Genomic DNA, 16834 nt, shown 5'->3' with positions numbered 1-16834 from the left:
CCCACCCCCGCAACGCCCGCCACCCCCAGCCCGTCCGGCGTTTGAGGACGAGGCCGTTCAGGCCGATGGCGGGGGTCTGGGGGCGCAGCCCCCAGAAGGATGGGACGGGTAGGGGCGGCGGGGGCGAGGAAAATCAGCGCCGCGCGAGCGCACCCCGCACCGCCCCCAAGTCCTCCTCCGACCCCAGCCCCGCGTGGTACAGCCGAACCTCCGTCGCCCCCAGCCCCACCGCCCGCTCCACATCCCCCGCGAGCGTCCCCGGACTCCCGCCCATCCCCGACACCACCACGAAGTTCGCCGCCAGCACGGCCCCCGCCCGCCCCACCTCGGCGAACGGCGTCAACAACCCCGCCCCACCCGTGCACGGCACCACCACCCCGTCCGCCACGGACAGGATGTGCACGGGGTCCACCCCCGGATTGGCGCCGACGTGGTAGCCGACGGGGTCGGCGTGCAGCAGCACCTGGAAGCCGGCCGGAGCCGCTGCCCGGACGGCCGCGACCGCCGTCTCCTGGAGCGTGCGGGCCGTTTCCTCGCGCCACGCGCGCGTGCGGCCCGCCTTCTCCTCCCCGAGCCGCTTCTCGACCCCCGCCCAGCTCCCGTCGTCCGGCTCGCCCCGCCACACCGGCTCCAGCGCCGCCCGCACCGCCGCCGCCAGCTCGTCGGGATCGAGGCCCTGTCCGGCGTACCCCGCCCGGCAGGACGGGCAGAAGCACAGCGCCATCAGATACTGGCCCGCGTCGCCCAGCCCGACACCGCCGGTCTTGTCGTGGGCGTGCAGATGCGTCAGCCCGTACCAGCCCAGGGACTCCAGCTCCGTACCGCCCGCCCCGGGACGTACCGCCGCCTCCGCCGCCAGATCGACGAGGTACGCGCGCGTGGCGGGCTGCGCGATGCAGGGTGCCCACGGGTAGCGGTCGCCGTAGGCGTTGACCACGGAGGTGTCCGGGTGCTCGGCGCCGAGGCGGGAGTTGTGCGCGAGGACGACCCAGGTGTGCACGTCGAGGCCCGCGTCGGCGAGGGCTGCTGCGGCCTCGCCGTACGCGTCCCCAGGGGCCCACGCCCCGGCGGTGTACGGCCGCAGCTCACGGCCCGCCCAGCGCTCGTCCGGCGGATACAGCACGGCCGCGTGCTCGGCGGTGACGATGCGGTGGCGGGGGTGACGGGGGGTCAACGCGCGCGTGGAGTGGTACGCGGAGGCCAGCGTCACCTGTTCCACGCCGAGCGCGGCGATCCGCCCGGCGGCGTCGGGATCGCCGTTGACGTCCCAGGGATAGACGAATGCGGACGCTTTCACACACGCTCCTCGAACTCGGAACCGGCCGCGGAACCGGCCACCTCAGCCCCCGTACCTACCCCCGCGCCGGTCGCCCCACCCACCAGCGCGTACCCCCGCTCGACAAGCCGGGCCAGCTGCTTCACATGCTCCTCGCCCGGCTCGTGCAGCGGCGGCCGGACCTCGCCCACGTCCAGCCCGGCCTGCCGTACCGCCGCCTTGACCAGCGACACGGCGTATCCGCGCCCCTGCGCCCGCAGCTCCACGAACGGCCGATAGAAGCCGTCGACCAGGCGGTTGACGGTCTCGTCGTCGCCGGTGTTGAGCGCCCGGTGGTAGGCGAGGGCGATCTCGGGAGCGAAGCAGAAGACGGCCGACGAGTACAGGGTGACGCCGATGCCCTTGTAGGCGAGGCCGGTCAGTTCGGCGGTCGGCAGGCCGTTGAAGTACAGGAAGTCGCCGGGCGCCTCGACGCGTACCGCGCTCACGATCCGCTGCATCAGGTCCAGGTCGCCGACCCCGTCCTTGAGCCCGATGACCCCGTCCGTGCGCGCCAGTTCCACCACGGTCCCGGGTGTGAAGACGGCGTTGTCGCGCTGGTAGACGATCACCGGCAGGTCGGTGGCCGCGGCCAGCTCCCGGTAGTGGCGCAGGAGTCCCTCCTGCCCGGCCACCACCAGGTACGGCGGCATGGCGAGCAGCCCGTCGGCCCCGGCCTCCGCCGCGAACCGCGCGAAGCGTACGGCGAGTGCGGTGCCGTATCCGGCGCCCGCGACGACGGGTACCCGCCCGGCGGTCTCCTCCACCGCCGCCCGTACGCAGTCCTGGAACTCCTCGGGGGTCAGCGCGTGGAACTCCCCGGTGCCGCAGCAGGCGAAGACGGCCGCGGCGCCCGCCTCCACCCCCTGGCGCACATGCGCGCGGTAGACGTCGAGGTCGAGGGAGCCGTCGGGGCCGTAGGCGGTGACGGGGAAGAACAGCGGGCCGCTCGGGACGGTGAGTCGGGTGGCGAGGGGCGCTGGCGTCACGGGGTCTCCCTGGGCATGCAGCCGTACATGAATCTGACCGGCATCTACATTTCTGAACACATTCACGCTAAGGGCCCCCGCGGGGCCGGTCAAGCCGGTCGACGACCGAGCAGGGGGCGGAATTCGCAGGACTGCGTCACACTTGACGACACCCGGCACCCCTTCATAGCGTGTCCACGGATATGAATGCCGTACATGCATGCGGCTACCCGTCGAGGAGATCCCTCCAGGAGTCCGACCCCAAGGAGAACCGGGATGCCCGCCCCTCGCACCGTTCCCCGAACCGCTCCCCGCACCGTTCTGCTCACCGGCGCCGCCGGCGGACTCGGCACCCTGATGCGGGACCTGCTCCCGTCCTACGGCTACGACCTGCGCCTCCTCGACCTACTCCCCATCGAGGGCGAGCCGGACGCGATCACCGCGGACCTCACCGACCGGGCGGCACTGCGCGAGGCCGTGCGGGGCGTCGACGCGATCGTCCACCTCGCGGGCATCTCCCTTGAATCGACCTTCGACAAGATCCTCAGGGCGAACATCGAGGGGACGTACAACCTGTACGAGGCCGCGCGCGAGGAGGGCGTCGGACGGATCGTCTTCGCCTCCTCCAACCACGCCGTGGGCTACACGCCCCGCCCCGAGGGAACCGATCCGCTGATCCCGGTCGACACCCCGCACCGCCCGGACACCTTCTACGGCCTCTCCAAGTCCTTCGGCGAGGACCTGGCCCAGCTCTACTGGGACAAGCACGGCCTGGAGACCGTCTCCGTACGCATCGGCTCCTGCTTCGCCGAGCCGACGACCGTCCGCATGCTGTCGATCTGGATGAGCCCCGCGGACGGCGCCCGCCTCCTCCACGCGGCCCTGACCGCCGAGGACGTCGGCCACACCGTCGTCTACGGCTCCTCCGCCAACACCCGCCTCTGGTGGGACCTCGGCAGCGCGCGGGCGCTCGGCTACGACCCGCAGGACGACTCCGAGCCGTACGCCGAGAAACTGATCGCCGAACAGGGCGAACTCCAGCCCGGCAACGAGGCGCACGCCAACCTGGGCGGCGCCTTCGTGACGGACCCGCCGATCTGGCCGTACTGACACCCCCACGACAGCCCCGATACGGCGGACGGGCACCGAACGGGCCCGTCCGCAGCCCTGTTCGGGCACGGCCGCCGACCCTTGACTGTGGCGCGACAGCGCACAGTCAGGGGCGCGGGGAACTGCGCGACCAGCCACGACGGACCGTCGGTCGCGACCCGACCGCACCGATCGAGCCAGCGGCCCCCTCCGCCCGAACGGGCACACGCGGGCACCATCACCCTCGTAACAGGCCTGGTCGCCGCCCCCCACCCGCTGTAGAACTTCCCCCATGAGGCCCGAACGGGCAGACAGCGCGGCAGGGCAGGTGAGCGCATGACCGGAACCGCGGAAGACCGCCAGCGGCACATCGTGCGCGCCGCCCGCACCACCGGTTCGGTCGACGTGAGCACGCTCGCCGCCGAACTGGGCGTGGCCAAGGAGACCGTACGCCGGGATCTGCGCGCCCTGGAGGACCACGGTCTGGTCCGCAGGACCCACGGCGGCGCCTACCCCGTGGAGAGCGCCGGCTTCGAGACGACCCTCGCCTTCCGCGCCACCAGCCACGTCCCCGAGAAGCGCCGGATCGCCGCCGCGGCGGCCGAGTTGCTCGGGGACGCCGAAACGGTCTTCGTCGACGAGGGGTTCACCCCGCAGCTCATCGCCGAGGCCCTGCCCAGGGATCGGCCGCTGACCGTGGTGACCGCGTCCCTGCCCGTCGCGGGCACGCTCGCGGAGGCCGAGAACACCTCGGTCCTGCTGCTCGGCGGCCGGGTCCGCCCGGGCACCCTCGCGACGGTCGACCACTGGACGACGAAGATGCTGGCCGGCTTCGTCCTGGACCTGGCCTACATCGGCGCCAACGGCATCTCCCGCGAACACGGCCTGACCACCCCCGACCCCGCCGTGAGCGAGGTCAAGGCGCAGGCGATCCGGGCGTCGCGGCGCACGGTGTTCGCGGGCGTGCACACCAAGTTCGGGGCGGTGAGCTTCTGCAGGTTCGCCGAGATCGGCGACCTGGAGACGATCGTCACGAGCACGCTGCTGCCCACGGCGGAGGCACACCGCTATTCGCTGCAAGGACCGCAGGTCATCCGAGTCTGACCCGCCCGAGACCCCAAGCCCCAAGCCCCAAGCCCCAAGCCCTACCCCCACACACCCACCAATGCCCCTTATGTACCCATACATCCAGGAGCGATCCATGCGAACCCCGAGCCGACGGAGGCCGCGAGCGACGCTCGCCCTGGCCGCCGCAGGGACGCTGCTCGCCCCGCTGCTCTCCGGCTGCTGGGCCGGAGCGGGCGGGTCCGGTTCCGGCGGCGACGCCATCAACGTACTGATGGTCAACAACCCGCAGATGGTGGAGTTGCAGAAGCTCACCGTGGCCCACTTCACCGAAGAGACCGGCATCGAGGTCAACTTCACCGTCCTGCCCGAGAACGACGTCCGCGACAAGATCAGCCAGGACTTCGCCAACCAGGCGGGCCAGTACGACGTCGCGACCCTCTCCAACTACGAGATACCGATCTACGCCCGCAACGGCTGGCTGCACGAGATGGACACGTACGTCGCGAAGGACGTCGCGTACGACGAACAGGACGTCCTGAAGCCGATGCGCGAGTCCCTCACCGGCGACGACGGCAAGCTGTACGGCCAGCCCTTCTACGGCGAGTCGTCCTTCCTGATGTACCGCAAGGACGTGTTCGAGGCGAAGGGCCTCACCATGCCCCCGCACCCCACCTGGACCGAGGTCGCCGACCTGGCGGCGGAGGTCGACGGCGCCGAGTCGGGCATGAAGGGCATCTGTCTACGCGGGCTGCCGGGCTGGGGCGAGGTGATGGCCCCGCTGACGACGGTGGTGAACACCTTCGGCGGGACCTGGTTCGACAAGGACTGGAAGGCACGGCTCAACTCCCCCGAGTGGAAACAGGCGGTGACCTTCTACGTCGACCTGGTGCGCGAGCACGGCGAGTCCGGCGCCCCGCAGTCCGGCTTCGCCGAGTGCCTGAACAACATGACCCAGGGCAAGGTGGCCATGTGGTACGACGCCACCTCCGCGGCCGGTTCGCTGGAGTCGGCGAACTCCCCGGTCAAGGGGAAGATCGGCTACGTACCGGCGCCCGTCGAGAAGACGGAGTCCTCCGGCTGGCTCTACACCTGGGCCTGGGGAATCCAGAAGGCGTCCCGGAACCCGGACGACGCCTGGAAGTTCGTGTCCTGGGCGTCCAGCAAGGAGTACGAGCAGCTGGTCGGCGACGAGATCGGCTGGTCCAACGTCCCTGCGGGCAAACGCGCTTCGACGTACGAGAACGCCGACTACCGCCAAGAGGCCGCCGCCTTCCAGGAGATGACGAAGGAGGCCATCGAGGGCGCCCGCCCGAACGACCCCGGGGTGCAGCAACGCCCGGCGCCCGGGATCCAGTTCGTCGGCATTCCCGAGTTCACCGATCTCGGCACCAAGGTCTCGCAGGAGATCAGCGCGGCCATCGCCGGACGCCAGTCCGTCGAGTCGGCCCTGAGGAAGTCCCAGAAGCTGGCAGCGGAGATCTCCGAGGAGTACGAGGGACGATGACCGCGACGACGACAGCCGCACCGACAGCCGCACCGACCGCACGCGCGGAGAAGCCCCCTTCGGACCGCCTCCGCGCCTGGGCCACCCGGGCCCCGCTCCTGCCCGCCCTGATCTTCATGATCGCCGTGACCCAACTCCCCTTCGTGGCCACGCTGGTGATCTCCTTCTTCGACTGGAACGCGCTCTACCCGGACGCCCGCCGCTTCACGGGCCTCGCCAACTACACGGAGGTCCTGACCGACGCGGACCTGCGCCACTCGGTGTGGACGACGATCCTGCTCACGGCGGCCGTGGTCCTGGCGAGCCTGGTCCTGGGCCTCGGCCTGGCCCTCCTCCTGGACCGCAGGTTCCGGGGCCGGGGCCTGGTCCGCACCCTCCTCATCGCGCCCTTCCTGGTGGTCCCGGTGGCGGCGGCCCTGCTCTGGAAGCACGTGCTCTACAACCCCGAATACGGCCTGCTGAACGGCCTGTTGCACTACGTCGGGGGCCCGCAGCCGGACTGGATCTCCAACACCCCGCTGCTCGCGGTGGAGGCGGCGCTGGTCTGGCAGTGGACGCCGTTCATGATGCTGATCCTGCTGGCGGGACTGCAGAGCCGCGACCAGCAGCAGATCGAGGCGGCGAAGGTCGACGGCGCGAACGACTGGCAGATCTTCCGCCACCTGACGCTCCCTCACCTGCGCCGCTACCTCGAACTCGGCGCGCTGCTGGGCTCGATCTACATCGTCCAGAACTTCGACGCGGTCTTCACGATCACCTCGGGCGGCCTGGGCACGGCGAACCTCCCCTACACCGTCTACCAGAGCTTCTACCAGGCCCACGAGAACGGCCTGGCATCGGCGGCCGGCGTCCTGGTGGTCATCGGCTCGATCGTCATCGCGACCTTCGCGCTGCGCGTGGTGTCGTCCCTGTTCCGCGAGGAGGCGTCCCGATCATGAGCGAGAACACCGCTGCGGTCGTACGTCCGCGCCGCACCCGGCAAACGGGCCTGGGCCTCGGCCTGTTGGCCTGGCTGGCGGGCATCCTCTTCTTCCTCCCGATCGCCTGGATGGCCCTGACCTCCTTCCACTCGGAGGAGGACGCGGCGACCAACCCCCCGTCCTTCGGGGCCGCGTTGACCCTCGACGGCTACCGCGAGTTCTTCGGCACGGGAGGCGGGGCGAGCCCCTGGCCGTCGCTGGTCAACTCGACGGTGGCGTCGCTGACTTCGACGCTGCTCGTGCTGCTCCTGGCCCTCCCGGCGGCGTACGCCCTGTCGATCCGCCCGGTCCGGAAGTGGACGGACGTCCTGTTCTTCTTCCTGTCGACGAAGATGCTGCCGGTGGTGGCGGGCCTGCTGCCGATCTACCTCTTCGCGAAGAACACCGGCCTGCTGGACAACATCTGGCTGCTGGTCGTCCTCTACACGTCCATGAACCTGCCGATCGCGGTGTGGATGATGCACTCCTTCCTCTCCGAGGTCCCGGTGGCGATCATCGAGGCGGCCCAGATCGACGGCGCGAGGCTGCCGACGATCCTGACCCGGGTGGTGGCACCGATAGCCCTCCCCGGCATCGCGGCGACATCCCTGATCTGCTTCATCTTCAGCTGGAACGAGCTGCTGTTCGCCCGGGTGCTGACGGGAGTCGTCGCCGAGACGGCCCCCGTCTTCCTCACCGGCTTCATCACCAGCCAGGGCCTGTTCCTGGCGAAGGTGTGCGCCGCGTCGCTCGTCATCTCCCTGCCGGTGCTCACCGCGGGGTTCGCCGCCCAGGACAAACTGGTCCAGGGCCTGTCACTGGGAGCCGTGAAGTGAAGGCAGCGGTCATCGAGTCCGTGGGCAAGGCCGTCGTCATGGAGGTCCCGGACCCGACTCCCGGCCCCCGCGAGGTCGTCGTCGAGGTGGCGGCCTGCGGCCTGTGCGGCACCGATCTGCACATCCTCCAGGGCGAGTTCGCCCCGACGCTGCCGATCGTGCCGGGGCACGAGTTCGCGGGGGAGGTGGTGGGCGTGGGCACACAGGTCACGGAACTGTCGCTCGGCGACCGGGTGGCGGTGGACCCCTCCCTCTACTGCCACGAGTGCCGCTACTGCCGCACGGGCCACAACAACCTCTGCGAACGCTGGGCGGCGATCGGCGTGACGACGGCGGGCGGCGCGGCCCAGTACGCGGTGGCCCCGGCCGCCAACTGCGTACGGCTCCCGGAGCACATCCGCACCCAGGACGCGGCGCTGGTGGAGCCACTGTCGTGCGCGGTGAGGGGTTACGACGTACTCCGAACCCGTCTGGGCGCCCACGTCCTGATCTACGGCTCGGGGACGATGGGCCTGATGATGCTGGAGCTGGCGAAGCGGACGGGCGCGGCGAGTGTCGACGTGGTCGACATCAACGCCCAACGCCTGTCCACGGCCCAGCTGTTGGGCGTGTCCGGATCGGCGACGAACGCGGCCGAGCTGGACCGCCCCCAGGGCTGGGACGTGGTGATCGACGCGACGGGCAACGCGGCGGCGATCCAGGACGGCCTGGACCGGGTGGCGAAGGCCGGCACGTTCCTGCAGTTCGGGGTGGCGGACTACGCGACGCGGGTCACGATCGACCCGTACCGCGTCTACAACCAGGAGATCACCATCACCGGTTCGATGGCGGTCCTGCACAGCTTCGAACGGGCGGCGGAGCTGTTCGCGGCGGGGGCGCTGGACCCGGAGGTGTTCATCAGCGACCGGCTGCCGCTGGCCGACTACCCGCAGGCGTTGGAGCAGTTCGCGTCAGGGGTGGGGCGGAAGATCGTGGTGGTGCCGTAACGAGGCGGCTACCGCTGCCCGTCCTGGTACAGGGCGGCCTACCGCCGTCCGTCCTGGTAGTAGTGCTGCTCCAGCGCCGCGACGAACGTGTCGCGCTGTCCGGTCATCGCGGCCTCCAGGAGCAGCACATGCCGGGCCGCCTGGTCGGCGCCGCTGCCGACACCCCGCCGCACGATCGGCACCGCCTGCCCGACAGACGACGGCGCGAGGTCCTCACGGACACCTTCGGCATGGTGTTCCAGGACTCGCTGACCGCGCTGAACCCGGTGATGCGCGTCGGCGACCGGATCGCGGAGTCGCCCCGCCACAAGCCCGGCATGAGCCGGACCGCCGCCCGCGACCGCCCTGTCGACGCGCCCACCACGGCCCTGGACGTCACCCGTTCGCGCCGCTCCGCGCGAACCCCGACCCCGACGAGCCGGAGGGGAGGCTGCTCGCCTTCCCGGGATTCGCGCCGAACCTCATCACACCGCCCACCGGCTGCGGCTTCGCCGAGGGCTGCGCGCTCGCCGACGCACACTACGAGGCGGCCGATCCGGCACTGACCCCCGCGGCTGGAGCGACCGGCTGACCGGGACCGACCCCCACGTGACGACGGCGGTCGACGGCGTCGACCTCGAACTCGCCCCCGGCGAAACGCTCGGACCGGTCGGGGAGTCCGGCTGCGGGAAGTCCACCCTCCGGGGCCGACTCACCCCCGTAGGGACGGATCGTCGAAACGGGCCCGACGGCCGAGGTCTTCGGGCACCCCGAGCACCCGTACACGAGGCTGCTGCTCAGCTCGGTGCCACGGCTGCACCCGGGCTTCCCCCAATCGGACGGCGAGTAAGGGAACGGTAAAACGGGCCCGGTCGTTCATCCGGCATGACAGCTATGACCCCCGGCTCGAACATCCCTCTTCCCACCACACGCGTGACGGTGGACGTCACCGCACCCGTGCGGCTCGACGTATCGAGCCTGCTGCTCACCGCCGACGGCAAGGTGCGCTCCGACGACGACTTCATCTTCTACAACCAGCCGACCGGCCCCGGCGTGACCTACCGCTCGGGCGGCGGCACCACCCCGGACTCGATCACGGTCGACACCACCGCGGTCCCCCCGGGCATCGAGAAGATCGTCGTCACGGCGAGCCCGGACGCCGCGGGCCAGAGCTTCCAGGGCATCGAACCGACGGCCACGATCCGCAACGCGACCGACAGCTCGGTACTGGCCACGTTCACGCCCCCGCAGCTCGGCACCGAGACCGCCCTGGTGATCGTCGAGATCTACCTCCGCAACGGCGCCTGGAAGGCCCGCGCGGTGGGCCAGGGATACGCCAACGGCCTGGCCGGCATCGCTACGGACTTCGGCGTGAGCGTGGAGGAACCGGCACCGGCGCCCACCCCGGTCGCCGCGCCGGCCCCGGTCGCACAGCCCACCCCGGTCCAGCCCCCCGTTCCCCCGGCGCCCCCGGCGGCGCCGCCCGCCCCGCCCCTGGGCGCAGGCAAGATCAACCTCGACAAGGGCCGCGTAAGCCTCCAGAAGAACCAGACGGTGTCCCTGGTCAAGGGCGGTCGTCCCCTCCTCTCGCAGGTCAAGATGGGCCTCGGCTGGGAGCCCGCGTTCCGGGGCAAGGACATCGACCTGGACGCGTCGGTCATCGCGTACGGCCCGCAGCGCAACCACATCGACAGCTGCTACTTCGGCAAGCTCTCCATCGTCAACGGCGCGATCAAGCACTCCGGTGACAACCTCACGGGCGAGGGCGGGGGCGACGACGAGGTCATCGTGGTCGACCTGGGCCGCCTCCCCCAGGAGGTCACGGGTCTGGTCTTCACGGTCAACTCCTTCTCCGGCCAGAAGTTCACCGAGGTCGCGAAGGCGTACTGCCGGCTCCTGGACGCGGCGACCGGCGAGGAACTGGTCCGCTTCGACCTGACCAGCGCCGAAGCGCAGACGGGCGTGATCATGGCAAAGATGATCAAGCAGTTCTCGGGCGAGTGGGAGATGACGGCGATCGGCGACTTCGTGAAGTCCCGCACGGTCAGGGGCATGGTGAAGCCGGCGGCGCAAGCACTCTGACCACCCGCGGAAGCGGACCGTGGGGCGACAACAGCACTCGTCAAGCCGTCAAGCCGTCACCCTGGCGACGAACGCGGCAAGGTTCCCCACGGTCCGCCGGATCTTCTCCTCCAGAGTGATCGTCTCGTGCAGCCGCGCCCCGGCCCCCGCGTCCTTCCTGCCGCGCACATACAGCGAGCAGCACAGATCACCGCACATGTACGCCCCCACCGAGTTCCCCTGCTTCCCGGCCTTCCCCGCCCGTGCCGCGACCATCAGCGCCACGCCGCCCGTGTGCGCGGTCAGGCACATCGAGCACATACTGCGCCGGGTCTGCCCGAAGGCGGGCGCCGAGGTCCGCAGCGCGAGGCCGGTCGGACGGCCCTCCAGCTCGGCGACGAGGTAGGCGCGGTCGGAGGCCTGCGGGTCCCGCCATCCCAGGAAGTCCAGGTCGTCCCAGGGCCGGTCGGCCAGATCGCGCGGCACGGACAGGCGCGTCGCCTCCCCCTTGCTGCAGTTGACGAACGCGGCACGTATCTCTTGCTCGGTCAGCGGCTCCATAACGGCAGGCTAATTTGCCTAAACGCTTTAGGCAAACGCATAATCGGCTTAGCCACACCGGCCGAACAGGAGGGAGGGCGAAGTCATGGCACGCGCGGGACTCACCACGGAACGCCTGACCAGAGCCGGCGCGGACCTCGCCGACGAGGTCGGCTTCGACCATGTGACCGCCTCGGAACTGGCCCGGCGCTTCGACGTCAAGGTCGCGAGCCTCTACTCGCACGTCAGGAACACCCACGACCTCAGGACGAGGATCGCCCTCCTCGCCCTCGAAGAACTCGCCGACCGCGCCTCCGACGCCGTGGCCGGCCGGGCGGGCAAGGACGCCCTGACCGCCTTCGCGAACGTCTACCGCGACTACGCCCGCGAACACCCCGGCCGCGCCGCCGCCACCCGGATGAGCCTCGACCCCGAGACGGCGGCGGCCAGCGCGGGCGTCCGGCACGCCCAGATGACCCGCGCGATCCTGCGCGGCTACGACCTCACGGAGCCCGACCAGACCCACGCGGTCCGCCTCCTGGGCAGCGTCTTCCACGGTTACGTCAGCCTGGAACTGGCGGGCGGCTTCAGCCACAGCGCCCCCGACTCCCAGGAGACCTGGACCCGCACCATGGACGCCCTCGACGCCCTGCTGCGCAACTGGCCGACCCCGCCCACCCGTTGACCCACAGCACAGCCAAGGAGAGGACGGCCATGCACACGGACCCCGCCCGGACCCCCGCCCCCCTCACCACGAACACCCCCATCACGGCAGATCTCGTACGCGGCGCACTGGACCTGGAACAGACCCCCCACGGCGTGCTCCCCCACCGCCTGCCCGCCCGGGCCCGCGCCCAGAACACGGACCCCCAGCTGGCCATGGCGGAGGCCCAGCCCTCGGGCGTACGGCTGGTCTTCCGCACCCGGGCGACCGGCATCGAACTGGACACCCTCCCCACCAAGCGCACCTACGTGGGCGCCCCGCCGCGCCCGGACGGCGTGTACGACCTGCTCGTCGACGGCCGCCTGGCCGGTCAGGGCAGTGTGCCGGGCGGCAACACCGTCACCATCGACATGGCCGCGGGCACCGCCGACCACCACCCCGGCACGCCAGGCACCCTCCGCTTCACCGGCCTGCCGGACACCTCGAAGAACATCGAGATCTGGCTGCCGCACAACGAGGTCACCGAACTCGTGGCCCTCCGCACCGACGCCCCCGTCGAACCCGTACCGACCCACGACCGGAACCGCAGAGTCTGGCTGCACCACGGCAGTTCGATCAGTCACGGCTCGGACGCCGCGAGCCCCACGACCACCTGGCCCGCCCTCGCCGCGTCCCTCGGTGGTGTGGAGCTGATCAACCTGGGGCTGGCGGGGAGCGCCCTGCTCGACCCGTTCACCGCCCGCGCGCTGCGCGACACCCCCGCCGATCTGATCAGCGTCAAGATCGGGATCAACCTGGTCAACACCGATCTGATGCGGCTGCGCGCCTTCACCCCGGCCGTGCACGGCTTCCTGGACACCATCCGCGAGGGCCACCCGACCACACCGCTCCTGGTGGTCTCGCCCCTCCACTGCCCGATCCACGAGGACACCCCCGGCCCCACGGCCCTGGACTTCACCACCCTCGAAACGGGCCGACTGCGCTTCCAGCCGATGGGCGACCCGGCCGAGGTGGCCGCCGGAAAGCTGACGCTCAACGTCATCCGGGAGGAGCTGGCCCGGATCGTGGTGCAGCGGTCGGCCGAGGACCCGAACCTCAACCACCTGGACGGCCGGGCCCTCTACGGCGAGTCCGACTCCGCCGAACTCCCCCTCCCCGACCAGCTCCACCCGGACGCGGCCACGCACCGCCGCATCGGCGAACGCTTCGCCGAACTGGCCTTCACCACAACGGAACCGCGCTCCTGGAACACAAAGAATAAGGACAAAGACGAAGACGAAGACGAGGACTAGAACAGGGCGCTGTACGCGTTCAGTGCCGGCTGCCCGCCCAGGTGCGCGTACAGCACGGTGGACTCCCGCCCGATCTCCCCGCGCGCGACGAGATCGACCATCCCGGCCATCGACTTCCCCTCGTACACGGGATCGGTGACCATCCCCTCCATACGGGCGGCCAGCCGCATCGCGTCCAGGGTCGTCTCGTCGGGGATGCCGTACACACCGGCGTGGTAGCGCTCGTCCAGCTCGACGTCCGCCTGCGTCAACTCCCTCTCTACGCCGATGAGTTGCCCGGTGTTGTGCGCGATCCGCGCGATCTGCTCCTTGGTCCGGGCGGGCGCGGCCGACGCGTCGATGCCGAGCACCCGGCGCGACCGCCCGCCCGCCTCCTCCAGCGCCGCGAACCCGGCGACCATGCCCGCCTGGGTGGACCCGGTCACCGAGCACACCACGACGGTGTCGAAGAAGACGCCCAACTCCCGCTCCTGCTCGGCGACTTCGTACGCCCACCCGGCGAACCCGAGCCCGCCCAGCGGATGGTCGGAGGCGCCCGCGGGAATGGCGTACGGCTTGCCGCCGCCCTCCTCGACCTCCCGCAGCGCCAGCTCCCAGCTCTCCTTGAACCCGATCCCGAACCCGGCCCGCACCAGCCGCACATCGGCCCCGGCGAGCCGGCTGATCAGGATGTTGCCGACCTTGTCGTAGACGGAGTCGGGCCACTCCACCCAACTCTCCTGCACGAGCACACACTTGAGCCCGGCACGGGCGGCACAGGCCGCGACCTGCCGAGTGTGGTTGGACTGCACCCCGCCGATCGAGACGAGCGTGTCGCACCCCTTGGCCAGCGCGTCGGCGACGAGGTACTCCAGCTTGCGGGTCTTGTTGCCGCCGTACGCGACACCGGAGTTGCAGTCCTCCCGCTTGGCCCAGAGGGCGGCACCGCCGAGGTGGGCGGTGAGCCGCTCCAGGGGGTGCACGGGCGAGGGCCCGAAGAGAAGGGGGTAACGCTCGTACGAGGAAAGGGACATGGGGTTCCTCCCGGTATCAGTGGACCTGGTGAGCCTCTTGGTCGACATCGCCGGCATCGCGTGCTTCACCGGCTTCGCCTGCTTCATCGACTTCATCGACTTCATCGGCTTCGTCGGCTTCGTCGGCGAGCCGCTCCAGGCCCCGCCAGATCTCCACGGTGACCCGGACCGCGCTGTCCGTGTCACCCGCCGCGCACGCCTCGATCAACTGCTCGTGCAGCCCGGCCGAACGGCAGTTGCCGCCCTCCCCGAAGCGCCGCCGTTCCAGGCGGCGGATCAGCGGGGTGTAGCGGGCGACGGTCGCGGCGGCGGCGCGGTTGCCGCTGACGCGCACGAGGACGTCGTGCAACTCGTCGTCGGCGTGCAGGGCCGCGTCCACGTCACCGGTGCGCACGGCGTCGGCGAACCGCGCGTTGGCGGCCCGCATGACGTCAACGTCCGCGCCCAGCAAGCGGGGTACGGCGACCCGTACCGCCAACTCGTGCATGGCCCCGACCACGGCGGCGGCGTCCCGCACCTCGGCGGCCACGACCGCGGTCACCCGCGTATAGCTCTGCGGCTTGCTCTCCAGCAGCCCCTCGTCGACGAGCCGCGAGAACGCCTCCCGCACGGGCGCCCGCGACAGCCCGAGCCGCTCCGCCAGCTCGGCATCACGCACGACCGCGCCGGGCTCGATCTCCCCGGCGACGATGGCGTCCCGAATCGCTTCGTACGCCCGGTCCCTGAGCAGGGTCCGGGGGACGGGTCGTATAGCCGGTCGCGTCGCCTCCACAACTGAAATGTTAGATGTCAATCATGAGAACGCACAAGAGTGTGGCCCGCACCGAAGTACCGAGGTACCGAAGTACGGGCCACACCCACTCACACCATGCCTGGCCTACTCAGCCGACCCACGGCCAGTCCGCGTCCCGCGCGCTCTCCAGCAGCGGAACCATCCGGAACGCCGCGTCCGAGAGCCCCCCGAAGGTGTGCCGGTTGGCCGTCCCGGACGGGCCGTGGCCCGCCTTGTACCCGGCGAGGTTCCAGGTGTAGACCGGGACGTCGGCCGGCACCTGCCGGGTCGGATCGCCGTGCCGGCTGTACGCGTACTGCTCGTCGGTGACGATCAGGACCCGGTCGTGCTTCCTGTAGTGGCGCCGGACCGCCTTGGTCGTGTTGGTGCCGCCCAGGTCGCCGAAGCGGTCCAGGATCTTCAGCACCGACTCGCCCTTGCGGTACGCCACGCGCTTGCTCGACGTACCGAACTCGACGAGATCCGCGTCCGCCGCCCGCAGTGCGAGCGCCGAGCCGAAGATCGCCGCCGCGTCGGCCCGGGTGAGTTCCGAGCGCTCGGACAGCCGGGAGAAGAACATCGAGCCCGAACGGTCGACCAGGACCAGCGTCCGCCCGCCCAGCGCCGGCACGTTGGCCAGCGAGTGCCCGAGCGCCTGCTCCAGCGGGTACGCCCAGCGCAGCGAGGGCGCGTGCCGGTACGCGGCGAGGTAGCGGAAGGGAAACTGCCGCGAGCGCGCGACCTCGGCCGGGTCACTGATCTTGGCCGCGACCAGCGCCGCCACCTCGTCGCTCACCCCCGCCGCGTCGAAGTTCCGCAGGTTCCTGACGAGCGCCATCGCGCCCATGGACGGGATTACGGCCTCCCAGGCCGCCCTGTCCATCGGCCCCTGCAGCCAGCCGGCCAGCGCCTCCCAGGTCATACCCGCGTCCGCCAGCCGCTCGGCGCCGCCCGCCCCGGTCACGACCCTGCGGCGCTTCGCGGGCCGCAGCGCCATCAGGTCACGGTGTGCGGTGAGCACGGGCAGCGACTTGGGCACGACGGCCGTGTCCGGGTTGTGGCGCCGGTCCAGCGCGTACTGGAACAGCTCCCCCTGCCACGGCTTGGCCGGATCCGGCGCCGCGTGCACCAGGTTGAGGATGTCGCCGAAGCGGTAGCCCTTGGACGCGGTGTCGTACTTCAGCAGCGACTTGCCGCTGTAGAGACGTCGTACGGCGTCGGCGACACCGCGCTTGACGGGCTTGGGCAGGTTGCGGCCGTACCTGGAGGTCCAGTAGGCGAGCAGCTCACCGGGCTCGTCCGGGCGGCGCAGTACGGAGTCGATGACCTGCCGGTTGGTTGGACCGTCGGTGACGTCGGCGTCGAGGCGTGCCTTCACGTACTCGGCGGCGCCCACGATGGCGGCCGTACGGAGGTTGCCCTCGCCGCGCAGCCAGCCGAGCAGGCCGGCCGTCCACGCCGGGTCGGTGACGGCGAGTCGGCGCACGAGCGAGGCGAACCGGTCGTCGCGGTCCTCACCGCTCTCGTAGAACGTCTTCTGCGCCACGAAGTTGGCGAGCGACAGCAGGAACAGTTCCGAACGCTCGTCCCGCTCACGGCCTCGGCCGCCCTCATACGTCCGGAGCACCCGCCCGGTCGAGGTGACCCGCGAAGTGGGCTGCGCCTTGCTGGCCTTGGTGTTGAATCGCGCCATGATGAATTCCCCCCCATTCGCCGGCACTTCGTGCGTGGAACGGTTGTTGTGGAGGGAGGCGCGGCAACAGGAAGGTGGCCGAGATCGAATTCGGC

The 16834-nt window shown here is 70.8% G+C and carries 17 protein-coding genes; 10 read left to right on the top strand and 7 right to left on the bottom strand.

The features are described 5' to 3' along the window. Window positions 1-133: 133 nt before the first annotated feature. Window positions 134-1297, bottom strand: a complete 1164-nt coding sequence (locus CW359_RS39810) for a hypothetical protein (RefSeq protein ID WP_105975126.1) — start codon at window positions 1295-1297, stop codon at window positions 134-136. Then, complete coding sequence (locus tag CW359_RS39805; RefSeq protein WP_232838807.1) at window positions 1294-2304, bottom strand: 5-dehydro-4-deoxyglucarate dehydratase; 1011 nt, start codon at window positions 2302-2304, stop codon at window positions 1294-1296. The genes CW359_RS39810 and CW359_RS39805 overlap by 4 nt, the downstream gene beginning before the upstream one ends. Window positions 2305-2559: 255 nt before the next feature. Between CW359_RS39805 and CW359_RS39800 the strand changes: the two genes are divergently transcribed. The 6 genes from CW359_RS39800 (at window position 2560) to CW359_RS39775 (ending at window position 8725) form a co-directional block, all read left to right on the top strand. Further along, entirely contained in the window at window positions 2560-3393 is an 834-nt protein-coding gene (locus tag CW359_RS39800; protein ID WP_105975125.1) for an NAD-dependent epimerase/dehydratase family protein, read from the top strand. A 315-nt stretch (window positions 3394-3708) separates the two neighbouring features. Beyond that, a complete protein-coding gene (locus CW359_RS39795; protein ID WP_105975124.1) occupies window positions 3709-4476 on the top strand; it encodes a DeoR/GlpR family DNA-binding transcription regulator in 768 nt (255 codons plus the stop codon). A gap of 97 nt (window positions 4477-4573) precedes the next feature. Further along, a complete protein-coding gene (locus CW359_RS39790; protein WP_105975123.1) occupies window positions 4574-5944 on the top strand; it encodes an ABC transporter substrate-binding protein in 1371 nt (456 codons plus the stop codon). Continuing rightward, a complete protein-coding gene (locus CW359_RS39785) occupies window positions 5941-6882 on the top strand; it encodes a carbohydrate ABC transporter permease (RefSeq protein ID WP_105975122.1) in 942 nt (313 codons plus the stop codon). The genes CW359_RS39790 and CW359_RS39785 overlap by 4 nt, the downstream gene beginning before the upstream one ends. Then, on the top strand, window positions 6879-7739 hold the full coding sequence (locus CW359_RS39780; RefSeq protein ID WP_105975121.1) for a carbohydrate ABC transporter permease: 861 nt from the start codon (window positions 6879-6881) through the stop codon (window positions 7737-7739). Before CW359_RS39785 ends, CW359_RS39780 begins: the two co-directional genes overlap by 4 nt. Beyond that, window positions 7736-8725, top strand: coding sequence for a zinc-dependent alcohol dehydrogenase family protein (locus tag CW359_RS39775; protein WP_105975120.1), 990 nt, complete (start codon window positions 7736-7738; stop codon window positions 8723-8725). The genes CW359_RS39780 and CW359_RS39775 overlap by 4 nt, the downstream gene beginning before the upstream one ends. A gap of 38 nt (window positions 8726-8763) precedes the next feature. On the opposite strand, the gene CW359_RS45610 is transcribed toward CW359_RS39775, so the two are convergent. After that, window positions 8764-9033 carry a hypothetical protein gene (locus CW359_RS45610; protein ID WP_157968730.1) on the bottom strand — a complete coding sequence of 90 codons (270 nt, stop codon included), beginning with the start codon at window positions 9031-9033 and terminating at the stop codon, window positions 8764-8766. A gap of 401 nt (window positions 9034-9434) precedes the next feature. Between CW359_RS45610 and CW359_RS47720 the strand changes: the two genes are divergently transcribed. Further along, entirely contained in the window at window positions 9435-9554 is a 120-nt protein-coding gene (locus tag CW359_RS47720; RefSeq protein ID WP_105975127.1) for an ABC transporter ATP-binding protein, read from the top strand. 44 nt (window positions 9555-9598) lie between these two features. Next, a complete protein-coding gene (locus tag CW359_RS39765; RefSeq protein ID WP_105975119.1) occupies window positions 9599-10786 on the top strand; it encodes a TerD family protein in 1188 nt (395 codons plus the stop codon). 48 nt (window positions 10787-10834) lie between these two features. Here the strand turns inward: CW359_RS39765 and CW359_RS39760 are convergent, their stop codons facing one another. Continuing rightward, window positions 10835-11326, bottom strand: a complete 492-nt coding sequence (locus CW359_RS39760; protein WP_105975118.1) for an FBP domain-containing protein — start codon at window positions 11324-11326, stop codon at window positions 10835-10837. Window positions 11327-11411: 85 nt separating this feature from the next. Between CW359_RS39760 and CW359_RS39755 the strand changes: the two genes are divergently transcribed. Continuing rightward, window positions 11412-11990: a TetR/AcrR family transcriptional regulator gene (locus CW359_RS39755; protein ID WP_105975117.1), complete on the top strand. Its 579-nt coding sequence runs from the start codon at window positions 11412-11414 to the stop codon at window positions 11988-11990. A gap of 29 nt (window positions 11991-12019) precedes the next feature. Continuing rightward, window positions 12020-13261 carry a GDSL-type esterase/lipase family protein gene (locus tag CW359_RS39750; RefSeq protein ID WP_105975116.1) on the top strand — a complete coding sequence of 414 codons (1242 nt, stop codon included), beginning with the start codon at window positions 12020-12022 and terminating at the stop codon, window positions 13259-13261. Here the strand turns inward: CW359_RS39750 and CW359_RS39745 are convergent. From CW359_RS39745 to CW359_RS39735, 3 genes are all read right to left on the bottom strand, one after another. Further along, window positions 13258-14274 (bottom strand): 1-aminocyclopropane-1-carboxylate deaminase, encoded by a 1017-nt coding sequence (locus tag CW359_RS39745; protein WP_105975115.1) that lies wholly within the window; start codon window positions 14272-14274, stop codon window positions 13258-13260. The genes CW359_RS39750 and CW359_RS39745 overlap by 4 nt on opposite strands. A gap of 16 nt (window positions 14275-14290) precedes the next feature. Beyond that, the gene (locus CW359_RS39740; protein WP_105975114.1) at window positions 14291-15046 is read right to left on the bottom strand and encodes a GntR family transcriptional regulator; all 756 of its coding nucleotides are present in this window, start codon (window positions 15044-15046) and stop codon (window positions 14291-14293) included. A gap of 109 nt (window positions 15047-15155) precedes the next feature. After that, on the bottom strand, window positions 15156-16739 hold the full coding sequence (locus tag CW359_RS39735; protein WP_105975113.1) for a TROVE domain-containing protein: 1584 nt from the start codon (window positions 16737-16739) through the stop codon (window positions 15156-15158). Window positions 16740-16834 lie beyond the last annotated feature (95 nt).

Origin of the sequence: Streptomyces geranii (assembly GCF_002954775.1) — a bacterium.
Classification (GTDB): domain Bacteria; phylum Actinomycetota; class Actinomycetes; order Streptomycetales; family Streptomycetaceae; genus Streptomyces; species Streptomyces geranii.
This window is presented reverse-complemented; position numbering and strand designations above follow the sequence as displayed.